Source organism: Hyunsoonleella rubra, assembly GCF_042684665.1.
Lineage (GTDB): Bacteria > Bacteroidota > Bacteroidia > Flavobacteriales > Flavobacteriaceae > Jejuia > Jejuia rubra.
Genome location: NZ_JBHULY010000039.1, coordinates 118012 through 137519 on the forward strand (window position 1 = coordinate 118012; position 19508 = coordinate 137519).

General features: G+C 38.0%; 16 protein-coding genes. 7 read left to right on the forward strand and 9 right to left on the reverse strand.

The annotated features are described in order from the left end of the window. Positions 1-75 precede the first annotated feature (75 nt). A complete protein-coding gene (locus ACFSR8_RS15165; RefSeq protein ID WP_380293547.1) occupies positions 76-570 on the forward strand; it encodes a CAP domain-containing protein in 495 nt (164 codons plus the stop codon). Positions 571-736: 166 nt separating this feature from the next. On the opposite strand, the gene ACFSR8_RS15170 is transcribed toward ACFSR8_RS15165, so the two are convergent. The 7 genes from ACFSR8_RS15170 to tsaD all read right to left on the reverse strand — a co-directional run bounded on the left by ACFSR8_RS15170 (position 737) and on the right by tsaD (position 7404). Continuing rightward, positions 737-1921, reverse strand: coding sequence for a class I SAM-dependent methyltransferase (locus ACFSR8_RS15170; RefSeq protein ID WP_380293549.1), 1185 nt, complete (start codon positions 1919-1921; stop codon positions 737-739). Positions 1922-1928: 7 nt separating this feature from the next. After that, the gene (locus ACFSR8_RS15175) at positions 1929-3017 is read right to left on the reverse strand and encodes an AI-2E family transporter (protein ID WP_380293551.1); all 1089 of its coding nucleotides are present in this window, start codon (positions 3015-3017) and stop codon (positions 1929-1931) included. A 96-nt stretch (positions 3018-3113) separates the two neighbouring features. Next, positions 3114-3614, reverse strand: a complete 501-nt coding sequence (locus ACFSR8_RS15180) for a TrmH family RNA methyltransferase (protein ID WP_380293553.1) — start codon at positions 3612-3614, stop codon at positions 3114-3116. Between the two features lie 77 nt (positions 3615-3691). Then, entirely contained in the window at positions 3692-4333 is a 642-nt protein-coding gene (locus ACFSR8_RS15185; RefSeq protein ID WP_380293555.1) for a DUF4159 domain-containing protein, read from the reverse strand. A gap of 3 nt (positions 4334-4336) precedes the next feature. Further along, positions 4337-5056, reverse strand: a complete 720-nt coding sequence (locus tag ACFSR8_RS15190) for a 16S rRNA (uracil(1498)-N(3))-methyltransferase (RefSeq protein WP_380293557.1) — start codon at positions 5054-5056, stop codon at positions 4337-4339. After that, positions 5056-5694, reverse strand: a complete 639-nt coding sequence (locus ACFSR8_RS15195) for a peptidylprolyl isomerase (protein ID WP_380293559.1) — start codon at positions 5692-5694, stop codon at positions 5056-5058. Before ACFSR8_RS15195 ends, ACFSR8_RS15190 begins: the two co-directional genes overlap by 1 nt. Positions 5695-6381: 687 nt before the next feature. After that, positions 6382-7404 carry a tRNA (adenosine(37)-N6)-threonylcarbamoyltransferase complex transferase subunit TsaD gene (gene tsaD, locus ACFSR8_RS15200; RefSeq protein ID WP_380293561.1) on the reverse strand — a complete coding sequence of 341 codons (1023 nt, stop codon included), beginning with the start codon at positions 7402-7404 and terminating at the stop codon, positions 6382-6384. Between the two features lie 374 nt (positions 7405-7778). Between tsaD and ACFSR8_RS15205 the strand changes: the two genes are divergently transcribed. The 5 genes from ACFSR8_RS15205 to ACFSR8_RS15225 all read left to right on the forward strand — a co-directional run bounded on the left by ACFSR8_RS15205 (position 7779) and on the right by ACFSR8_RS15225 (position 16541). Continuing rightward, positions 7779-12167: a translocation/assembly module TamB domain-containing protein gene (locus tag ACFSR8_RS15205; protein ID WP_380293563.1), complete on the forward strand. Its 4389-nt coding sequence runs from the start codon at positions 7779-7781 to the stop codon at positions 12165-12167. A gap of 145 nt (positions 12168-12312) precedes the next feature. Next, positions 12313-13299, forward strand: a complete 987-nt coding sequence (pfkA, locus tag ACFSR8_RS15210; RefSeq protein ID WP_380293565.1) for a 6-phosphofructokinase — start codon at positions 12313-12315, stop codon at positions 13297-13299. A gap of 21 nt (positions 13300-13320) precedes the next feature. Next, positions 13321-14322: a type I glyceraldehyde-3-phosphate dehydrogenase gene (gene gap / locus ACFSR8_RS15215; protein WP_380293567.1), complete on the forward strand. Its 1002-nt coding sequence runs from the start codon at positions 13321-13323 to the stop codon at positions 14320-14322. A gap of 89 nt (positions 14323-14411) precedes the next feature. Next, the gene (locus ACFSR8_RS15220; protein WP_380293569.1) at positions 14412-15272 is read left to right on the forward strand and encodes an N-acetylglucosamine kinase; all 861 of its coding nucleotides are present in this window, start codon (positions 14412-14414) and stop codon (positions 15270-15272) included. 135 nt (positions 15273-15407) lie between these two features. Then, the gene (locus ACFSR8_RS15225) at positions 15408-16541 is read left to right on the forward strand and encodes an ATP-binding cassette domain-containing protein (RefSeq protein WP_380293571.1); all 1134 of its coding nucleotides are present in this window, start codon (positions 15408-15410) and stop codon (positions 16539-16541) included. Here the strand turns inward: ACFSR8_RS15225 and ACFSR8_RS15230 are convergent. Next, entirely contained in the window at positions 16529-17569 is a 1041-nt protein-coding gene (locus ACFSR8_RS15230) for a GMP reductase (RefSeq protein WP_380293573.1), read from the reverse strand. The genes ACFSR8_RS15225 and ACFSR8_RS15230 overlap by 13 nt on opposite strands. Positions 17570-17680: 111 nt before the next feature. On the opposite strand from ACFSR8_RS15230, the gene ACFSR8_RS15235 reads away from it, so the two are divergent. Then, positions 17681-19111: a response regulator gene (locus ACFSR8_RS15235; protein WP_380293575.1), complete on the forward strand. Its 1431-nt coding sequence runs from the start codon at positions 17681-17683 to the stop codon at positions 19109-19111. Here ACFSR8_RS15235 and ACFSR8_RS15240 read toward each other — a convergent pair. Continuing rightward, on the reverse strand, positions 19108-19497 hold the full coding sequence (locus ACFSR8_RS15240) for a RidA family protein (RefSeq protein WP_380293577.1): 390 nt from the start codon (positions 19495-19497) through the stop codon (positions 19108-19110). The two genes, ACFSR8_RS15235 and ACFSR8_RS15240, sit on opposite strands and share 4 nt — an antisense overlap. Positions 19498-19508: the final 11 nt, after the last annotated feature.

Genomic DNA, 19508 nt, shown 5'->3' on the forward strand with positions numbered 1-19508 from the left:
TTTTAACATTTCATTAACGCTTAAGCCGTGGTTTAGAAGGTAGATTTATAGTCCCAAATCTAAATTTACTTAACCATGAAGTTACTAACCAAGTTGTCATTCGTGGCATGTTTAACCCTACTTTCCCTTTCCTGCTCTACTGATAGTATTGACGATAAAGCCGATTCGGCTATAGAAAGTCTTGTTGTTCCTGAGGACAAGAACATAGAACTGGAAATACTAGATTTAATAAACGATTTTAGATTATCTGAAGGGTTGTCTCCCTTAGAGAGTATGTCCATTATCAAAACTGCTGCCTTTAGCCATACCGATTATATGGTGGATACCCAGACGGTTTCTCATGCTAATTTCTTCGAAAGAAGTAACTATTTGAAGTCAAAGGCTGGAGCCAAGAGTGTTTCTGAAAATGTGGCCTACGGTTTTACCAAAGCAGAATCTGTAGTAAGGGCTTGGATTAACAGTGAAAGTCATAAAAAAAATATTGAAGGCGATTATACCAATTTTGGAATTTCTGCCGAAAAGGATGTTGATGGTAGGTGGTACTACACCAACATTTTTATTAAGAAATAACCAGTAATTAATTTGCCGATTAATAGCTATAAATTAAAATTTGAATACTTAATTTAAAATTTTGCGAATTAATGCGGTTATATCGATAACTTGATTGTTATTGAATTTAGCTTTAGGTATAAAACCCTCCTGTTTCCAGGAGGGTTTTTGATTGTACTTCGGATTTTTAAAATTCACTTTTTGAAGTAATCAAAACGATTTTTGAGTTGTTGATATCCGTTGTAAAGAACATATAAATATCACCACCCTCCTCAATATTGAATTTTTTCCGAAGCTGTTTAACACTTTCGGGGAAGTTGCGTGTGGATACATTTGCCTTGCTTTTGGCTAGCTTCCCAATTTGTTTTTTGTTATAAGCTACAACCTTTTCTATTTTAAAAACCCTTCCCGGAAAATCGATGTGAGCATCATTTGTGTACAAATGCGAATTGGGGTGCAATTTGAACACATTATTTTGAATAGCAATTTGGTTAAACCCTCCAGATTTTAAAATGGCGGCATTGGGTTCGTACAAGTAAGAAAGCGGTTTGCTGTAGTGCGCCTTAGTCCCTTTTTCATCATTAGGCCTAAAACTGAAGCATTTTGTTGTGCTGTTTTTGATATTAGCCGTTTCAATAGAAATAGGGGCATTAAAACCTTTTTTCAATATCCAAAGTAGTTCCTTTACATCATTATTTACGGCAACAACATGAACTGTTTTTACGTGTTTAAGCTCGTTGATGCCAACGGAAATATCCAGCAAGGGCGACGTTTTAATTAAAATGTTTTCAGAATATTCAAATAGAAAATCCAGATTTTCCGGAACATTGGGTAGGCAATCCTTTAAAAAAAACACTTTTCCTTTTGTGTCGTGCCGTCGGGAAGGGTCAATATAAACCCAATCAAATTTTTGATTTTTAAGTTTTACAATCGATAAGCCATCTCCAATTATGGTCTCGGTATTTTTGATATTAAGCTGTTCAAAATTGTTTTTTACGATTGAAGATAGTTCCTTGTTTATTTCGCAATGCGAGACGTTTTTAAATCGTTTTGAAAAATAGAAACAGTCCACTCCAAAACCTCCAGTGATGTCAATTATCGAATTCCCATGGATTAATTCTGATTTGTATTTCGCGGTGATTTCAGACGATGTTTGTTCAATATTTAACTTATTGGGGAAGTAAATGTTGTCAGTTTCAAACCAAGTGGGGAGCTTCTTGTGGCACCGTTTTTTAGCCTCAATTTGTTCAACAATTTCAGAAGTTGAGACATTTTCAAAATCAGTACCTTTCAGAAGAATAGTGCTAATGTCTGAATAAATATTTGAATTTATAAAATCCTGTATTTCAGTATTTAAAATGTATTTATTCAAATAAAAGCTATAAGTCTTTAGTTAGCTTTTTTACAATCTTATTTTCTGATAAAAAAGCTTTTAGAATCACTTTAATGGCAGTATAAGCCGGTACGGCAATTATTAATCCAATAACGCCGAATAAAATCCCTGTGATTAATATTACCAAAAAGATTTCCAATGGGTGAGACTTCACGCTTTTAGAAAAAATGATAGGCTGACTTCCGAAGTTATCCACCAATTGCCCGATAACAAAAACCAGTAATACCCAAAATGTTTTGGGCAAAATAACATCGCTAAAACTTTGTCCCAAGTTGCTCGTCATTGTCAATGTTATCATCAACACAGCTCCAATTAATGGGCCAACATAGGGTATCAAATTCAAAAGCGCACACAAGAAGGCGATAACTACAGCATTTTCCACACCAATAATCAACAACCCAATCATATAAATAATGAAAAGTATAAGGATTTGAAAAATCAATCCGACGAAATAGCGAGACAACAAATCTTTAATCTTTGTGGAGGAAGTTTTCCAGCGAGATTCCTTATCATCAGGGACCAAAGTGAGCAAACTGCTTTCAAACAAACGGGTGTCTTTCAAAAAGAAAAAAGAAATAAAAATCACTGAAAACAACCCTATACTAAAACTGCCAAGTCCACTGATGACTGAATTCAGAAAATTTGGAATCAACGCAAAATCAATTTTCGATAACAAATTAGAATCCTTTAAAGATTGCTCTACATCGATTTGGTGTAAATCAAAATAGCTTACTATTTCGGCGTAAAGGTTTTCAATGTTTCCTTGTAGTTCCTCAATGTTGAGCAACGATAGATTTTGCCCCTGTTTTACGATTAATGGGACAAACAAGCTTACCAATCCAATAAAAATACCCAAGAGAAGTGTCATTGTGACAACAACGGCAATGGTGTTTTTGAATTTCAGTTTTCGTTCCAAAAACAGAACAATTGGCCTTCCGATTAATGAAATAACCGCCGCGATGGCCACGTAGCCAATCACTGAACGGATTTCGTAAAGGAAATAAAGCAACAGCGCAATGCCACAGATAATAGCGACGGCTCGTAAAATACCATTGGTGATGGATTTTGAATTCATGTAGTAAATATACTAATTTGTCATTACGAAGGAAGAATGACTGAAGTAATCTCTTTGTTTATCATAAAGATTGCTTCACTATGTTCGCAATGACGTTTATCTCAGCTGTTTGGTAATTTCGTAAAGTGCAATATTTGTGGCTTGTACCACATTCATGCTACTGTTTTGCCCGTACATTTCAATGTGAATTATGTAGTCCGAAAGCTTTAAAACGTCCTGCGAAACCCCAAAGTTTTCATCTCCAACAATCAAAGCTATTGGTTTTTCTTTTGAAAATGAAAATTTATGGATGGGTTTGCTGTTGGTGGTGATTTCCAGCGCAATGATTTGATAACCTTCTTTTTTGAGCTTTTTGGTAACTTCGATTGTTGAGGGGTGTATTTCAAAATCAACGACTTTTTCTGTCGCTCTTGAAGTTTTTGTCATTTTACGGCCTACCAGAATATTTTCACCACAGAGCACAAGTTTTTCAACCCCAAAAGCATCCGAAATTCTAAATAAACTACCGATGTTTGTGGCATTGGTCACATTATCGGAAACCAAAGTGACAGGGAATTTTTGTTTTTTGAATTTGGAATTGTAATGGGTGAGTTGCATTTTATTAGTCAGCAGTATTCAGTCTTCAGTTAGCAGTATGAGTAGGGGTTCCCCCTTCGGGGGTTAGGGGGCTTTTTTTAGTTCTCAAAAGCATATTTTACAATATTTGCCCCCATTTTCAATGCTCTTTCACGCACATCCTCGGGGTCGTTATGTACTTCGGGGTCTTCCCAACCATCACCTAAATCGCTTTCAAAAGTGAATAGCAAAATCAATCTGTCTTCATGGAAAATACCTAAAGCTTGAGGGCGTTTCCCATCATGTTCGTGAATTTTTGGTAATCCATTTGGGAACTTATATGAAATATTAAAAATAGGGTGGGTCGTGGGAATTTCAGTTAATTCTTTATTCGGGAATACTTTTTTCAATTCCTTTTTTAGAAATGGTGCCATACCATAGTTGTCGTCAATGTGCAAGAATCCTCCCGAAAATAGATAATTTCTAAGGTTTTCGACATCTGCATCACTGAAAAACACATTGCCGTGTCCCGTCATATGTACTAGCGGAAACTGAAAAATATCAGGACTTTCTGTATCAACGGTTTGGGGCTGTTCGGTTATTTTGGTTTTTATGTTCTCGTTGCAAAACTTAATCAAGTTAGGCAAGGCAGTGGGGTTGCTGTACCAGTCGCCTCCGCCTTTATATTTTAAGACTGCGATTTCTTGGGAAAAGGAAACAAGAAATAGGAGGCAAGAGATAAGAGAAAAAAGGTGCTTCATGTTTTATTTCCCATTATGGGTTTCATTTACAAAAGCTGCCGAATGGCAGGCTACAATACCAGCCGTTTCGGTGCGCAGTCGCGTTTCGCCCAAAGTTACAGGAATAAAGTTATGTTTTAAAGCCAAATCAATTTCTTTCGTACTGAAATCACCTTCGGGACCGATCAAAATAGTAACGTCTGTTTCTGCCTTTAATTCTTTTTTCAGGGATTTTTTATCGGTTTCTGCACAATGTGCAATAAATAGCTGGCTCTCAAAATTTTGGTTTAAAAAATCCTCAAACGCCATCGCGGGATTTAATTTCGGCATATAACAATTTAAGGATTGTTTCATGGCCGATTGCAGAATCCGTTCAAAACGCTCGGGTTTGATGACTTTGCGTTCGCTGTGGTCACAAATAATCGGGGTGATGGTATCGATGCCAATTTCGGTAGCTTTTTCCAAAAACCACTCGTAGCGGTCGTTCATTTTCGTTGGAGCCACAGCCAAATGCAAATTATAGTTGCGCCTGGGTTGTATTTCTTTTGAAACAATTTCGGCCCTGCATGAATTGTAGTTTGCCAACCTAATGGATGCAGTAAACAACCCGCCCTTTCCATTAGTAATTTTAACGGTATCGCCAACAGATTTACGAAGTACTTTGACTAAATGCCTGCTTTCTTCTTTTGAAAAAGAAAAATTGGTCGTTCCATCGGTAAGTTCAGGGTTATAGAACAGTTGCATCACTCAGTCGGTTCAACAATTTTAAGTACTTTGATTTCTGAAATGTCTTTGGGCTCATGGGTTTGTAATACCAAATAATAGAGTTGTTCAGGCGCTAAGTCTATGGTGTAAATGTCTTCCAAACCGCGAGATTGAGTTATTATAGCTTCTTCAAAACTGGCCGATAAATCACCAATAGTGAACCATCCGGTATCCCCACCTTTTTTGGCATTGTCGTCCATGGAATATTGATGGGCCAATGCGCTGAAAGGTGTGCCATTTGTGTGTTTTTCTATCAGGTTATTTCTTAGGTTTTGGATGCTCTTATAAGAATATGTTGAACCGTCCAAAACAATATAGGCCACTCGGTAATAGGTTTTGCTTGTTTTTTCAAGGATTTTATAGAGTGTTTTTTCGCGTTGGGTTTCTACTGATTTTACCTGACCTTTTTGAAGTTTAAATAGGGCCGTGGCCAATTGTGTTTTGTGCTTTTCTTCATTGAAGGTGAAAATTTTGCTTTCAAAAGCATATTTATTTTCGATGAAATCCTTGGCCTGTTCTTGGGTTTCAACAGATAAAAGGGCTTCTTCGGTACTATTCTGGCCTTGAGATGAAAATGAAATTAAGACAATCGCAATAAAAAGTAGGCGTTGTTTCATGGTGTATTTAATTAAGTTTTTCAAATTTAATTTTTAATCAAAACGATAAATTTCCTACGGTAATAAGTTTTTAAGAATGGATTGTTTAAAACTTTCTTTTGATAAGTTTGATATCAACTAACCAATATATTGAAACCAAAAAAATATACATCAGAATTCTTTCAATAACCACAGCAATAAGTAAAAGTGGAGTTTGATACCTGTATTCAAGTAAAGTCCAATTGCTTGGTAAATAATCACGGCGAATAGAAGTAATTACGATGATGTACCTTTCAATGTTTGGGCCAGAAAAAAGAAGGATGAAAAAGATAATGAAGGCTAATGCAAAACTTTTAAAAGACAAATTCTGAAATCGCTTTAACCAAAATAATTGTGTCAATGCAGAGAAAATTAATGCCCTTAACAATATCAATGAATATAAATAGTTGTACAGACCAATTGATCTCCCTCTCTATAATGTAGATATTCTTCAGTCCTAGAATACTCTAAAAGATCTACGGCACAATAAATAAGATAAATTATTCCAATGATTCGAATAATTTTAATTGAATAATTCAAAAATATTTTTGAAAAATCAAGAATTTCTTCAGATTTAAGTTTTGACAGAAAATAGCATATAAAATAGGTGAAACAGAACCCGTAGAATATGGCTTCAAAAATGAGTACAATATCTCTGTGATCCATTTTTTAAATTTTCAACCTTGCGGAAGCCATCACATCCTGCTCCGCAAAATCCCCCTCCAAATACTTTAAATAGCCTACAATAGCAATCATTCCTGCGTTATCAGTGGTGTATTCAAATTTTGGTATATAGGTGGTCCAGCCAAATTTTTGTTCACCGTCTTTTAATGCTTTCCGGATGCCCGAATTTGCGGAAACCCCACCACCAATAGCGATGTGTTTGATGCCGGTTTCTTTCGTGGCTTTCTTCAATTTGTCTATTAAAATTCCAATAATTGTGTATTGAATGGAAGCACAAATATCATTCAGATTTTCAGCAACAAAATTGGGATTAGCTTTTTCTTCCTTTTGAATGAAATACAATATCGCAGTTTTCAGACCGGAAAAGCTAAAATTAAGCTCACCCACTTTTGGCTTGGGAAATGGAAACGCCTTGGGGTTGCCCAGTTTGGAACGTTTATCAATTTCAGGGCCAGCGGGATAGCCCAATCCCAAAATTTTACCGCTTTTATCAAAAGCCTCGCCAACGGCATCATCGATGGTTTCCCCAATAACGGTCATTTCAAAATAATCGTCCACCCGCACAATTTGCGTATGCCCTCCAGAAATGGTCATTGCTAAAAATGGAAATGGTGGTTTTTCAAAGCCATCTTCTTCAATAAAATGTGCCAAAATATGGGCCTGCATATGATTCACATCAATCAGCGGAATATTCAATCCATAAGCCAAAGATTTTGCAAAGGAGGTACCTACCAGCAAACTGCCCATCAATCCAGGGCCTCTTGTAAAAGCAACAGCATTAAGTTGCCCTTTTGTAATCCCTGCTTTTTTGATGGCCTGGTGTACCACAGGTACTATATTTTGCTGGTGCGCTCTGGAGGCCAACTCTGGTACCACACCACCGTATTCCTCGTGTATTTTTTGGCTGGCCACAACATTGCTTAAAACCCTACCGTTATGTATTACACTGGCAGAGGTGTCGTCGCAGGAGGACTCTATTCCGAGGATAAAAATATTTTGTTCGGGCATTGTCAGAGCTTATTTAGAAATGTGCGATTAGAATTTTTATAAGCTATTTTTGATGCAGAATGAGGCAAAATTTTCAAGCATAGCATCGTTACGGTTTAAAATTTTAACAAAATTATGCGCAAAAAGGGCGATAAAAAAATAATTGGCATATTTTTAAATAGGCTCGCAAATATTAGGCACAATAATTGTTAATTTTGAGGGCATAACCAAAGAGGCCCTGGTGCCTGTGGTTATGCAAATGCAAAACTACTCATTTTTAGTGTCAAACGAATGCACCTGTTTCGCTTTGCAAAAATTGCTTTTTAAAACCAAATACTATCAAGAGGGTACTTAAAATACTATCAAAAATTCTGGCAATACTCGTATTGCTGTTTGTGATTTTGGTACTCGTTTTGAGTATCCCAGCCGTTCAAACTTCACTAGGAGAAAGGACCACCAATTGGTTAAATGAAGAATATAAGACCAACATCAATGTTGAACGTATCGGCCTTCAATTTAATGGGGACGTTGAACTCATAGGGATTTACATTGAAGATTTTAAGAAGGATACCCTAATTAGCATTGGCGAACTCAATACCTCTATCCTAAGTTTTGGTAATTTATACAAGGGCCGATTGGTGTTTGGAGATATCGATATTATGGATTTGGTGTTCCACATCAAAACCTACAAAGACTTCGAGGATACAAATCTTGACGTGTTTGTTGAAAAATTGGAAGGTGACAACCCAACAAAGGGGGACGGGAGTTTTTTGTTGAGTTCTAGCGATGTGTCTATTTATAACAGCGTTTTTAAACTTTCTGATGAAAATAAGGAAACAACAAGAGTCCTCGAATTCAATGATTTAAATATTAATGCTACCAACTTTTTAATTTCCGGAAGCGATGTCAGTGCCAGAATCAATACACTATCTTTTATCGATGCCCGAGGTGTTCAGGTGAAAAACCTGATGACCAACTTTAAGTACGCCCGTACTGGAATGACCTTTGACGACCTTGAAGTAAAGACGGTCAATTCAATCCTAAAAGGCCAGTTAAAGTTCTCTTACAAAAGGGAAGATTTGCAGTTTTTTGTTGACAAGGTGTTGGTGGATGCCACATTTACTGATAGCAATGTTCTGTTGGACGAGCTCAATGCCTTCTATAACGAATTTGGAAAGGGCCAGTACGCCAAATTCAACGTGGATGTTTCTGGAACGTTGAACGATTTAAAAGCTACCAATTTAGAGTTGAATACCAGCGCACGAACTAAAGTGTATGGTGATTTGGATTTTAAAAACCTCTTTAGCAAGGCATCGAACGATTTTTCCATGGACGGCCAATTTCGAAATTTAACTTCTACTTATCGAGATTTAACCGCGCTTTTGCCTAATGTATTAGGTGAGGCGATCCCTTCATCTTTTGAAAGGTTGGGAAAGTTTGAGATTAAAGGTAACTCCCAGGTTACGGCAACTAACGTTGATGCCGACGTTATTATTGATACTGATTTGGGTTTAGTGAATTCTGATTTGAGCATTCAAAAAATAGATGATATAGACAATGCCAAATACAAGGGGAATTTAGTTTTTGACGAATTTGATTTGGGAACATTTATTGAAGACCCAAAAGTCGGAACGGTGTCCGCAAACATTAATGTTGATGGGATAGGTTTTGTAGCTGAAACAGTTGATACTCAGGTAAAGGGTGATATATTTGACTTAGTTTATAATGATTACAATTACAAACAGTCCAAGGTTTCGGGTAAGGTTAGTAATAAGATTTTTGACGGGATTCTTTTAGTTAATGACAAAAATTTAAAGCTCAACTTCAACGGTTTGGTCGATTTTTCAGAAACCGTGAACAAATATGATTTTGAGGCCAATGTGGGATATGCCAATCTTAATGCACTTAATTTTGTAAAGAAGGATAGTATTTCCATTTTCCGGAGTGTTGTAAACATGAATATGAACAGTAGTAGTCTCGATGATGCCTATGGGAAAATTACCTTTAGGAATACCTCCTATCGAAACGAAAATGACACATATAATTTCACCTCATTTAAGATAGCCTCGCGTTTCGATGGAGATACGCGGGTTATAGATATTGATTCGCCGGATATTATTGAGGGTAGCCTTGAAGGTGAATTCATTATCAGGGATATGGTGAAACTTCTAGAAAACTCTGTGGGAAACATTTACACCAATTATAAGCCACATGTTGTTGCCGAAAATCAAAGGGTGAATTTTAACTTCAAAATATATAACAAAATTATTGAGGTGTTTTATCCTGATATTGAACTTGGAAAGAACACCTTTATAAGAGGTAGATTGGAAAGCGATGCCAAGAAATTTAGGGTAACATTTAAATCACCCCAAATTAAGCTATTGGACAACTTTGTAAAAGATATTGAGCTTCAAGTGGATAACAGTAACCCAGTTTTCAATACCTATGTAGAGGTGGATAGTATCAACACAAAGTACTACAACGCAGCGGATTTCAATTTGATTAATGTTACCGTAAATGATACCTTGTTTATGCGTTCGGAGTTTACCGGAGGGCGGCGCAACAATGATAAATTCAATCTAAGCTTTTACCATACGATTAACGAAGACAACAAGTCGGTAGTCGGTTTTAAAACTTCGGATGTTACCATTAAGAATTACAAGTGGTACGTTAATGGCGATGAGGATAGGTTCAATAAGGTAACATTCAGTAAAGATCTGAATTCCATTGAGATTGACAGATTCAAAATTAATCATGGCAAAGAAGAGGTGAGGCTTTCCGGCTTTTTAAGGGATTCCACCGAAAAGGATTTGAAGCTGGATTTTAAAAATGTAAAATTGTCCAAAATCACACCCGATATAGATAGTTTGAAACTGGCCGGTAAGGTAAACGGGAAGTTGGATATTTTACAGAAAAACGGAAGCTATTTGCCCAATTCAACAGTAGTAGTCAATGATCTTAGGGTAAACGATTTCCTTTTAGGTGATTTCGATGCTGAAATCACGGGCAACTCTGATCTAACCAATTATAAAGTGGATGTCAGCATAAAGGATGACGTGAAGAAATCCTTTTACGCCCAAGGGGATATCAATGTTAGTGGCAAAAGGGCCAGTATTAACGTGGATTTAGGTTTTAACAAGTTTAACTTATTGCCATTGAACCCTTTACTGGTTGATGTATTGTCCAATATTCGGGGTGAAGCCTCTGGGAAAGCCAATATTGTTGGCGATTTAAGGCGCCCAGATATCAACGGGCAATTGGTCATGAACAATTCGGGATTCACAATCCCATATTTGAATGTGGACTATGATTTTAACGATAAGGCCCTGGTGAGGCTGGAGGAACAAAGTTTCATATTCAATAACATATTGCTAACGGATACGAAATTTAATTCGAAAGGAAGGTTGAATGGAAAGTTGAGCCATGTCAATCTTTCAAATTGGAGCTTGGATCTGGACGTTAACACCTCTCGCTTGCTAGTACTGGATACCAAGGAAACGGAGGATGCCCTTTACTATGGGACAGGCTTCGTAGGTGGTTCGGCAAAAATTTATGGTCCGACGGAACAATTAGTCATTAGTGTTATTGGAGAAACCAAGCCCGGTACCGTGTTTAAAATCCCGCTGTCCGATACCGAATCTTTTGGGGATAACTCATTCATCCATTTTATTACCCTCGAAGAAAAGCGGGCGAGGGAAAAGGGTGAAGCTTATGTATTTGACGAAATAAAAGGTTTGGAATTGGATTTTGATTTGGACGTCACCCAAGATGCTGAATTAGAAATAATCATTAACAAGGAAACGGGGCATGCGTTAAAAGGACGTGGAGTTGGTGGCCTCTTGGTTGAAATCAATACGAATGGCAAGTTTGATATGTGGGGGGATTTCTCTGTGTTTGAAGGGGTTTATGATTTTGCCTACGGAGGCCTGTTCCAAAAACGATTTATTGTGCAACCAGGTGGAACTATCGCATGGGAAGGAGATCCGTTAAAAGCACAAATAAACATTCTGGCCACATATAAAACTGAAGCAAACCCTTCACCATTATTGGATACACCAATAAATAGGAGTATTCCGGTGGAACTCAATATTACCCTTACTGGGGATTTGGAGCGCCCCGACCCAATTTTCGAATTTGAGTTCCCCAATGTAAATTCTACCATTAAATCAGAGTTGAATTACCGTTTGGAATCTACGGACGACCGACAAAATCAAGCATTGTATTTGGTGTCTACAGGCTCTTTTTCCAGGGGCTTAAACGATTTGAATTTTTCTGGTACAATTGCCGAACGTTTGAATGGCATCGTAAGTGGCATATTTTCAAGCGAGGACGGTAAATTCAATATCAATCCCTATTACGAAGCTGGACAGAACAGGCCGGACTATCAAACGGATGATAGGGTGGGGCTCACCTTTCAAACGCAATTAAGCGACCGGATTCTTTTCAATGGTAAAGTAGGTGTACCAGTTGGCGGGGCTGGGGAAACCCAAACCGTCATTGCAGGCGATCTGGAAATTAACTTTCTTTTGAATGATGATGGAACGTTAACGGCCAACGTATTCAATCGCGAAAACAGCATACGAAATTTTGGCGAGGCCATTGGCTACACCCAAGGCGGAGGTATTTCTTATAATGTTGATTTTGATACCTTTAAGGAGTTGCTCAGGGCTTTATTCAAAAAAAGCAAAGAGGCGGAGGTTTTGGAGCAACCAGAGCCAAAAGAAGATAATCAAAGTTTACCTGATTTTATTTCCATAAGACAGCCCAAAGACGCAGGGAAATAGTCGATTTTTAGACCTTTAGCCTATCCAAATCTAATTATTTATTAACTCAAACGTTTTAGTTTTTACATTCCAGTTAATATAACTTCAAAAGCTGTGAATTATTGATTTTGTTTAGTAATTTAGCCTGCTAATTACAAAAAAAGTCATGTCTGCAGAAATAAAGAAGATTGGTGTATTTACCTCTGGAGGGGATGCGCCGGGGATGAATGCCGCAGTCCGTTCAGTAGTTAGAACCTGTGCCTATCATAATGTTGAGTGTGTGGGTGTTTACAGGGGTTACGAAGGCCTTATGGAAGGTGATTTTGAGCCTTTGGGTGCTAGAAGTGTTCGGGGTATCATCAATAAGGGGGGGACGATTTTAAAATCTGCCCGTTCAAAAGACTTCCGAACCAAGGAAGGAAGACAGAAAGCATACGACGCCTTGGTAAAAGCTGGCGTAGGAGGTTTGGTTGCTATTGGAGGTGATGGAACCTTTACTGGAGCGATGATTTTCAACAGGGAATTTAACTTTCCGGTAATGGGTATTCCTGGTACCATTGATAATGATATATTTGGAACTTCGCATACATTAGGTTTTGATACTGCTCAGAATACGGTGATGGAGGCAATAGATAAGATTCGTGATACGGCAAGTTCGCATAATAGACTGTTTTTTATAGAGGTAATGGGTCGCGATGTTGGTCATATAGCTCTGAATACAGGTATTGCCGGTGGTGCTGAAGAAATACTGATACCAGAAGAGGATTTGGGATTAGACAGATTAGTTGAGTCATTGAACAAAAGTAGAAAGTCTGGAAAATCCTCAAGTATCGTTGTAGTTGCGGAAGGTGATAAAATTGGAAAGAATATTTTTGAGCTCAAAGAGTATGTTGATGAAAACATGAAAGGCTACGACGTAAGGGTCTCCGTATTAGGACACATGCAAAGAGGTGGAGCGCCTTCCTGCTTCGATAGGGTACTAGCCAGTAGAATGGGGGTAAAAGCTGTGGAGTCATTACTGGAAGGAAAGACCAATTACATGGTTGGGCTATTGAGCAATAAAATGGAATTAACCCCATTGGATAAGGCAATAAAAGGAAAATCTAAAATAAATATGGAATTACTTCGTGTCTCTGACATTATGAGCACGTAACACTAATTAATTTAATAAATTATGTCAAAATTGAAAATTGGAATTAACGGATTTGGTCGTATAGGTAGAATTGCCTTTAGAGTGGCAGCCTCAAGACCTGATATAGAAGTAGTGGGGATCAACGATTTGTTGGATGTAGACCACTTGGCCTATTTACTAAAATATGATTCTGTACACGGTAGATTTAACGGTACAGTGGATATCAATAATGGAAACTTAGTAGTAAACGGCAATGAAATCAGAATCACCGCAGAGCGCAATCCGGAGGATTTAAAATGGGATGCCGTTGGTGCGGAGGTTGTTTTAGACTGTACAGGTATTTTTACTACTCTGGAATTGGCTCAAAAGCACATTACTGCCGGAGCTAAAAAGGTGGCGATTTCTGCACCTTCAAAAGATGCGCCTATGTTTGTAATGGGTGTAAACAACGATAAGATTACTGCGGCTGATACCATCGTTTCAAATGCATCTTGTACAACAAACTGTTTAGCGCCTTTGGCTAAGGTTATCGATGATAACTTTGGAATTGTTGAAGGTTTAATGACTACTGTTCATGCTACTACGGCTACTCAGATGACTGTAGATGGACCATCAAAGAAAGACTGGAGAGGTGGTAGAAGCGCATTGGCTAATATCATCCCATCTTCAACTGGAGCGGCAAAAGCAGTAGGTAAGGTTATTCCAGAATTGAACGGAAAATTGACAGGTATGGCATTTAGAGTACCAACTCCAGATGTGTCTGTAGTGGATTTAACCGTAAGAACTGAAAAATCAGCATCATGGGAGGAAGTAAAAGCAGCTTTGAAAGCAGCAGCTGATGGTCCTTTAAATGGAGTGCTTGGATACACTGAAGAATCTGTGGTATCTCAGGATTTTGTTTCAGAATCGCAAACCAGTGTTTTCGATGCAGGTGCCAGTATTGCCTTAAATGATAATTTCTTTAAATTAGTATCTTGGTACGATAACGAATTTGGTTATTCAACTAAATTGGTTGACCTAGCGCAATATATAGCAACTGTTTAAAAATAAATTAATCTAATTTAAACTCCACTGGATATTGTGTGTTTAGCACAGTACTTTGTGGAGTTTTTTTATCTCAAAACTAACTAGATATGGTTTTAATTGTTGATAGTGGGTCTACTAAGTCCGATTGGATTGCCATAGATAACAACGGAAATAAATTACTGGAAAAAATACGTACCAAGGGCTTAAATCCTGAGATTCTTTCGGAAGAAAAACTGAAAAAGATTATAAAAAAGAGCCCGGAACTTAAGACAAACAAAGATATTGTAACACATGTCTTCTTTTACGGTGCCGGTTGTGGTACAGAACGGGGTAAAGAAATTGTGTTTGATGCCCTTTCTGAAGTTTTTACCAATGCAAAAATCAAAGTTGAAGAAGATACCTTGGCTGCGGTTTACGGGACTATAAACGATGAAACCGAAGCAGCCGTGGTTTGTATTCTTGGCACGGGTTCCAATTGTAGCTATTATGACGGCTCCAAGTTGCACCAAAGGGTGAAATCATTGGGATATATTATGATGGACGATGCCTCAGGAAATTATTATGGCAAACAGTTGATAAGGGACTACTATTTCAACCACATGCCAGAAAATGTTAAGGTGGCCTTTGGAAGCAAATACAACTTAGAAGCCGATTTTGTCAAATACAATATTTACAAACAGCCCAATCCCAATGCCTATCTCGCTAATTTTGCCGAATTTATGTTTTTGCAAAAAGATTCGGAGTACACGGTAAATCTAATCAAAGATGGCATACGCCTATTTGCAAAGAATATGATTTTCCAATATGAAGAAGAGTTAAAAAATGTACCTGTACATTTTGCAGGTTCTATAGCTTTCTTTTCCCAAAATGAAATAAAAGCGGTAGCCGAAGAAATGGGCTTTAAAGTTGGAAACATAGTACGCCGGCCAATTGACCGTTTAGTCGAATTTCATACCAAGGATTTGTAATTAAACCGTTGTTTTATTAGTACTTCCGCCAGACATATCGCATTATACATATCCAATGCTACTAATAAGGTTCAACTCATTAAACGTATTCTGTCCGGCGAAATTTTTGCGGAGTTTCAAGGTTTAAGTGGCGAATTGTTTTCTGATATTGCGGTTGAAAAATTTATCGAGGAAGAATTGAGGCACGGGCGTTTTAACATCCGGACAAAAACTAAGAATAGCCTAAAAAACTCCTCGGAAGGTGAGCGCAAAAGAGCCTTGCTCAATCACATTTTGACTCAAAAAACAGCGGATTACATTTTACTGGACAATGTCTTTGATTGTTTGGATATTGAGGCCCAAAGGCGAATTAAGTTAGCTTTAGAGCAATTAAGTCAATCCGTCCGAATCATTCAAATTGCTACAAGGAGAAGGGATATTTTAGCTTTTATCGATAAGGTATTTTCGGTTGAAAATGAAGAGGTACAACCCTTAAATAATGATAAGGCTGCGAGCCAAAAAGCAAAGGCCTATTTTGTAAAGGCATTGCCACGTCCGTATGTTTTAGAAAGTAAAGTTCCAAACCCCTTGATTAAATTGAACAAAGTTTGTGTAAATTATGGGGGGCGACCAATAGTTAAGGACATAAATTGGGAAGTGAAACCTGGTGAGTTTTGGCAATTGATCGGACCCAATGGCTCTGGGAAAAGTACGATTCTAACATTGATTTCAGGCGATAACCCAAAGGGTTTTCTTCAGGATATGATCCTGTTTGGGATGAAAAAAGGCAGTGGGGAAACCGTTTGGGATATCAAAAAGAACATTGGTTTTTTTTCCTCAGAAATGCTTAGAGGGTTTAAACGAAGGGATTCTATTGAAAAGATGATTATTTCTGGTTTTTTGGATTCTATCGGACTTTATAAGGTCCCATCTGAAAGGCAAATCAACATTGCCCATGAATGGCTGGAACTTTTAAATATGGTGCATATAAAAGATAAGAGTTTCCAGTCCTTATCCAATGGGCATAAACGATTGGTGCTTATCGCCAGGGCAATGGTAAAACACCCGCCATTGCTCATTTTAGATGAACCCACAAACGGATTGGACGACAATGATGCCCAATTATTTGCTGAGCTGGTCAATAAAATTGCTTCAGAAAGCGATGCGGCTATCATTTATGTATCGCATAGAAAGGAAGCGCATATCCGACCAAGTTTTATTTATGAGTTGATACCTTCGGAAACAGGGTCAGTTGGAATTGAAAAGAAAGCAGACAACTATTCACTATAAACCCTATTTTCCTGCTCGTTTACTCTAATAAAAGTGGTCCGCTTGGTTAATTCTTTTAGCCGTGCAGCCCCGACATAAGTGCAGGTACTGCGCAATCCCCCCAAAATGTCTTTCACCGTCTCATCCACTTTTCCACGATAGGGTACCTCAACGGTTTTGCCCTCACTGGCACGATAATCTGCTACACCTCCTGAGTGTTTGTCCATTGCCGTAGACGAACTCATTCCATAGAATTTTTTGTAGAGCATCCCGTCCTTTTCAAAAGTTTCGCCTCCGCTTTCGTCATGGCCTGCCAGCATACCCCCAAGCATTACAAAATCGGCACCTGCTCCAAAAGCTTTGGCCACATCCCCTGGTGATGAACAGCCTCCGTCGCTTATTATTTGTCCTCCCAAACCATGCGCCGCGTCAGCACATTCAATTATTGCCGAAAGTTGGGGGTAGCCGACACCGGTTTTAACCCTTGTTGTACAAACAGAACCCGGGCCAATGCCCACTTTTACAATATCCGCACCCGAAAGCAACAGTTCCTCCACCATTTCTCCAGTAACTACATTGCCGGCAATAATCACTTTTTCGGGATATTTTCGTCTTGTTTCTTTTACGAATTCTACAAAATACTCCGAATAGCCATTGGCCACATCAATACAGATAAACTTTAGGTTAGGGTGCGCCTGAAAAATTTCATAAAGCTTATCAGCGTCTTCTACACTGATCCCGGAACTAACAGCGATATAATTTTCTATGTCTTTTGGAGCATCTTTCAAAAAAGCATTCCATTCATTAACATTATAATGTTTGTGGACAGCAGTAACAAGTTGATCTTCCGAAAGGGATTTCGCCATTTCAAAAGTACCGACCGTGTCCATATTTGCCGCTATAATAGGAATCCCCGACCATTGTATCGGGCTGTGTAAAAATTTAAATTCCCTCACCAAACTTACTCGTTTTCTGCTTTTCAAAGTGGAACGTTTCGGACGAATCATCACATCCTTAAACCCTAATTTAATATCATATTCTATGCGCATTTTCTTGTGTTTTAGGTTATTTCAAATGTATTATAAATTTGACTATGTAACTATGTTTGCAAGATATTAATGATTATTCTTTCGTATCTTTATCGAATTATTTCTCGAAGAATGACATTTCCCCCAAAGACAAAAAAAGAGTTTAAAGTCCTTGCTATTGCTTCTGCTTTAGGAATTGTCCTTCTAGGGGTATTATTTTTTGTGGGTACTAAATTAATCAGCGATGATTATTACCTAGTTACCTTCTCTCTGCTACTTTTTGTTTTATTGGTTTTTACAGTCTTGGTACTGTTGTATAATCTTCGTTCCCAGATAGAAGGCGATGTTGTGGAATCCTACCTTAATAATAGGATAAACGAATTGGAATTAGAACTCCAAAAAGCTTTAGAAACTTCCGAGCATAAGTCTATTTACTTGGCAAATATGAGCCATGAAATTCGAATTCCCTTGAGTACTATTTTAGGGATGATAAGAATGTTGAAAAATACAGATTTAGACTTAGACCAGAGGGCACAGGTTGAAATTGCTGAATACTCCTCAGAGCATTTGTTGCAACTTATTAATATGATATTGAATAACTCCAAGGGCATTGAAGGCCATATGGAATTGGAGCAAGCAACGATCGACATAAAGTCCGACTTGTCGAAACTGTTCAAAATATTTGAATACCAAGCATGGGAAAAAGGGTTGGAGTTCGAGTACAATTTTGCAGGTGAGGAAAAGCCGAAATTTTTGCTTTTAGGCGATTTGGGCAAAATCCAACAAGTATTGATTAATTTGGTCAACAACGCTATAAAGTTTACCCATTCGGGGAAAATTGCGGTGACTATCGACCATACAGTAACTCACGACGACCATCAAGTGGTTACTTTTTATATAAAAGACACCGGTGTGGGCATGAAGAGGCACGAGGTAGAGCATGCTTTTAGTACTTTGGAAGAACGTGATATCATGCCTTTGCAACACTACCGGGGCTCTGGAATTGGGTTGGCCGTTACTAAAAAGCTGGTTGAGCTAATGGGTGGCGAATTAAAATTGGAAAGTAAGGAAAACGAAGGTTCCACATTTTATTTTAGTTTACAATTGAAAAAAACCTTGAACTTGAAGCAAGAGCTTCCGGTGGAAACCCCCATTTTGCTCAATAAGTTTGATTATCGATTTAACGTGCTTGTAGCCGAGGATAATAAAATGAACCAAAAGGTGATTAAGTTTTTATTGGAACAGCAAGGGGCTGAATGTACGTTTGTAACCAATGGCTTGGATGCAGTTAATCTTTATAAGGTCATTGATTTCGATATGATTTTTATGGACATTTATATGCCGAAAATGAACGGCTATGAGGCTACCAAGATTATAAAAAACTCTGATAAATTCGCGAAGCACAAGATTCCGATAATTGCGGTTTCTGCCAGCGCTTTTGAAGAAGATATTGAAAATGCAAAGGCTTCGGGCGTAGATGAATTTTTGGCCAAACCTATCGACAATCAAAAATTGCGAAACCTCTTAAAGCGATATGCTCTTGAAAAAGAAAATGTGTCCTAAATGCCCATAACAGAGGCAATCATACTTATTTCTACATTTACCCCTTTTGGAAGTTTAGCCACCTGAACGGTTTCCCTTGCTGGCGCATTGGCATCGTCAAAAAAACTGCCGTATACTTCATTGATGGACGCGAAATCATCCATGTTGCTAATGAAAATTGAAGATTTCACCACATTGTTAAAAGTCAAATCCGCGGCTTCAAGAATAGCACCAAGATTTTTCATAACCTGAAGGGTCTCACTCCTTATATCGTTCAAAACCAATTCGCTGGTTTCTGGATTTATAGAAATTTGTCCAGAAATGTACAATGTGTTTCCGGTTAAAACAGCTTGGTTGTATGGCCCAAGTGGGGCAGGAGCATTGTCTGTATTAATTATGGTTTTCATATGCGCTCAAT